The sequence below is a fragment of the Streptomyces sp. WELS2 genome (assembly GCF_013870595.1).
GTDB lineage: Bacteria > Actinomycetota > Actinomycetes > Streptomycetales > Streptomycetaceae > Streptomyces.
The window spans coordinates 1-2,668 of sequence record NZ_JACBWZ010000830.1; the positions used below are offsets into that span (position 1 = coordinate 1).

The 2,668-nt window shown below is 74.9% G+C and carries 4 protein-coding genes; 2 read left to right on the plus strand and 2 right to left on the minus strand.

Translation table 11 applies throughout. The features are described from left to right. The coding region (locus tag H5J33_RS30460; protein WP_181798002.1) for an ABC transporter ATP-binding protein at nucleotides 1-691 on the minus strand (691 nt) is incomplete at its 3' end. A gap of 64 nt (nucleotides 692-755) precedes the next feature. Between H5J33_RS30460 and H5J33_RS30465 the strand changes: the two genes are divergently transcribed. Continuing rightward, nucleotides 756-1,469 (plus strand): TetR/AcrR family transcriptional regulator, encoded by a 714-nt coding sequence (locus tag H5J33_RS30465; protein WP_181798003.1) that lies wholly within the window; start codon nucleotides 756-758, stop codon nucleotides 1,467-1,469. A gap of 5 nt (nucleotides 1,470-1,474) precedes the next feature. Then, nucleotides 1,475-2,011 (plus strand): nucleotidyltransferase domain-containing protein, encoded by a 537-nt coding sequence (locus H5J33_RS30470; RefSeq protein WP_181798004.1) that lies wholly within the window; start codon nucleotides 1,475-1,477, stop codon nucleotides 2,009-2,011. Here the strand turns inward: H5J33_RS30470 and H5J33_RS30475 are convergent. Beyond that, the coding region (locus tag H5J33_RS30475; protein ID WP_309485526.1) for a type ISP restriction/modification enzyme at nucleotides 2,008-2,668 on the minus strand (661 nt) is incomplete at its 5' end. The genes H5J33_RS30470 and H5J33_RS30475 overlap by 4 nt on opposite strands.

Below are 2,668 nucleotides of genomic sequence, written 5' to 3' on the forward strand. Positions count from 1 at the left end.
CCGCGTACGACCCGACGACCGCCTTGAGCGCGGCGGGCGAGCCGGTGTGCGCCACCCGCCCCCGGTCCACCAGGGCGATGTCGTCGGCGAGTCGGTCGGCCTCCTCCAGGTACTGCGTGGTCAGCAGCACGGTCGTGCCCTCCGCCTTCAGCTCGCGTACCGCCTGCCAGATCCGGGCGCGGCCGGCCGGATCGAGGCCGGTGGTCGGCTCGTCCAGGAACAGCACGTCGGGACGGCGTACCAGGCTCGTGGCCAGGTCCAGTCGCCGCCGCATGCCGCCGGAGTACGTCGACGCCCTGCGGTCCGCCGCCTCGGCCAGGCCGAAGCGCTCCAGCAGTTCGTCGGCGCGGGCGGCCGGCCCGCGCACCCGGTGCAGCCGGGCGAACAGCCGCAGGTTCTCCCGGCCGGTGAGGTCGCCGTCGACCGAGGCGTACTGCCCGGTCACCCCGATGCGGCGCCGCACGGCCGCCGCCTCCCGCACCAGGTCATGCCCGGCGATCCGGGCCGAGCCCCGGTCCGGGCGCAGCAGTGTGGTCAGCAGCCGCACCACCGTCGTCTTCCCGGCCCCGTTCGGGCCCAGCAGCCCGCAGACCGTGCCCTCGGCGACGGCCAGATCCAGCCCGCGCAGGGCCCGCACAGTGCCGAAGCGCTTCTCCAGGCCTTCACTAAGTACAGCGTACGCAGTAGTCATGCCCGGACCATACCGCACTACGTACGCCGTACGTAACTAGGATGGGGTACGAGGTGATCGATCGATGGCAGTCCGAGGGGCCGTACCCGAGGTGATCTGGGCGCGCCCCCAGCGCACCGGCCGGGGCCCGAGACCGGCGTACACGCGCGACGACATCGCGGCCGCGGCCGTCCGGATCGCCGACGCGCAAGGCCTCGACGCGGTGTCGATGCGGCACGTCGCCGCCGAACTGGGCTGCGGCACCATGTCGCTGTACAACTACGTCCCCCGCAAGGAGGACCTGTACGAGCTGATGGTGGACGCGGTCGGCGGCGAGCACGAGTTGTGGGAGCCGAGCGGCGACTGGCGGACCGACATGCGCCGGGTGGCCCGGCAGACCCGCGAGCTGATGCGCCGCCACCCGTGGCTGCCGCGCCTGATGTCCCCCGCCTACGGCTTCAGTCCGAACGCCCTGCGCTACCTGGAGCACTGCCTGGCCTGCCTGGACCCGCTCCAGGAGCGGTACGGCACCAAGCTGGAGCTGATCGCGATGCTGAACGGCATGGTCACGGCCTACGTCCGCAACGAACTCGACACCGCCGAGCGGGTGCGCGCCCTGCCGTGGTCGGAGGACGAGGAGAACGCGGTCCGCATCGCCTACCTGGGCGGCCGGCTCGCCACCGGAGCGTACCCGCGCATGGCGGCGGCGCTCACCGAGGACGCCGGTCCGATCGACCTGGAGGCGGTGTTCGAACGGGCGGTGGAGCGGGTCATCGACGCGTTCGCGCCGCGCCGGTAGCCGTCGTGGACCAGGAACGCGCCCGGCGTCAACTCGCGCTGATCGCGGAGGTGCTGGAGTCGGCCGGCGGCGCCGGGATCCCGCTGTGGCTGCGCGGCGGCTGGGCCATGGACTTCTTCCTCGGCGAGGTCACCCGCGACCACGGGGACATCGACTGGTTCGCCTGGGCCCGGGACGCCCCGGCCCTCGCCGGCCTCCTCGTCCGGCTCGGCCACACACCGGTGCCGGGCCCGCCCGCGGACCTCCAGTTCGACTTCGTCAAGGACGGCCTGGACAGCAGCTTCACCCTGATCGACCGGGACGCGGCGGGCCGGGTGACCGTGGCGGGCGGACCCTGGGCCGGCACTCCCTGGCCGGACGGACTGCTCGGGACCGAACCCGGCCGGATCGGAGCGCTGCGGGCACCCATCGTCGCCCCGCGCGTCCAGATCGAGATCAAGCGCATGATGCCGGTCTGGGACCCGGCCCGGCCCCGCCGGGCCAAGGACGCCGAGGACATCGCCCGCCTGGAGGCCGCACCGCACCCCCGCACGGCGGGCTAGAGCAGCGCGAACTGCCCCTCCGGGCCCTCCTCCTGATGTCCCAGCACCGACGCCGGACGCCGGGCGGACTCCGGAACCGGCAGCACGCCCGCCCGCCGCAGCTCGCCCGCCGTCACCGCCGTCACCGGCCGCAACCGGGCCCGCGGCGCCCGCAGTTCCGCCAGCAGCGCGAGGACCGTGATCAGCTCCAGCAGCTCCGAGGTCCAGCTCTGCGGCCAGGCCGCCGGACGGATCGCGGCGAGCGTGCCCGGCTCGGCCGGCGCGGTACGGGCCGCGAACCAGGACTCCAGGACCCGCACCCCGGCCACCTCGAACTCCCAGGCCTCGGCCGGGACGGGGGAGATCCGGCCCTCGTCCAGGTGCAGGGCCTCCTCGTCGGGGTCGTACCGGAGGGTTCCCGGACGGCCCGGCAGCGGCGCCCGGACGTACGGCCGGCGGCCACCGGGCAGCCTCGGCCGCTCCCCGTCCCGGCACATCAGCCACAGCATCCGGCGGCCCAGCTCCACACCGTCCGCCCACAGGCCGGCGTCGTCGGTGAGCGGCACGGTCAGGTCCGGGCGGACCGCCGCCACGGTCCAGGCCAGCACGTCCGCCGCCGCGGGGCGCGCGCCCAGGCGGACGGCCAGCAGGGCCACGAGGCCCGGGGAGTGGTCCAGG

What these genes read in the sequence shown, in the direction of transcription:
- H5J33_RS30465 (WP_181798003.1), top strand. Translation starts at nt 756, where the DNA reads ATGGCAGTCCGAGGGGCCGTACCCGAGGTGATCTGGGCGCGCCCCCAG.